Consider the following 682-nt stretch of genomic DNA (forward strand, 5'->3'; position numbering starts at 1 on the left):
GTCACCGGCTCAGCAGGCAGCGTTGCTTCAGCACAAGACGAGGGATTTGCTGGTGCGTCAAAGAACCATGCAGGTCAATGCCCTGCGGGGGCACCTTGCCGGGTTCGGTATTATATCGGCAGCTGGCGTCGCGGGCCTGAACCAGATGATTACATTGCTGCATGCGGAGCAGGAGATGTTGCCCGAGCCCGCTCGGAAACTGTTTCAGGAAATTGTCGCGCATCTGCGGGCTCCTGAGCAACGCATCGACGATATCGAGAAGCAGATCGTCGCGGAACATCGGGCAAGCAGTGTCAGCCGTCGGTTGGCTGGCATTCCCGGTATCGGCCCGATCACTGCCAGCGCGATCGTCGCGGCCGTTCCGGATGCCTCGACTTTCCGGTCAGGCCGTCAATTCGCTGCGTGGCTTGGTCTGACGCCCAAAAGTCACAGCAGTGGTGGCAAGGAACGACAGGTTGGCATCAGCAAACAGGGGGATAGCTATCTCAGATGCCTGCTCGTGCTGGGCGCCACGGCGGTGATCCGTCCTGCACGCAAGGAAAACGCCAGTCGTCAATGGGCCGCAAAGTTGCTCGAGAAGAAGGCGGCGCGTGTCGTATCTGTCGCTCTCGCCAACAAGACTGCCAGGATTGTCTGGGCACTTCTCACAACGGGCAATGCATACAGCGCCAGGAGCGCCTGA

Annotated in this window: 1 protein-coding gene; it reads left to right on the plus strand. The window is 60.1% G+C overall.

Annotated features, from left to right (window positions below; genetic code table 11):
- A partial coding sequence (locus tag CFR76_RS17540; RefSeq protein ID WP_110557951.1) for an IS110 family RNA-guided transposase occupies positions 1-682 on the plus strand: 682 nt, incomplete at its 5' end.

This window comes from Komagataeibacter swingsii (assembly GCF_003207895.1).
GTDB classification, from domain to species: domain Bacteria; phylum Pseudomonadota; class Alphaproteobacteria; order Acetobacterales; family Acetobacteraceae; genus Komagataeibacter; species Komagataeibacter swingsii.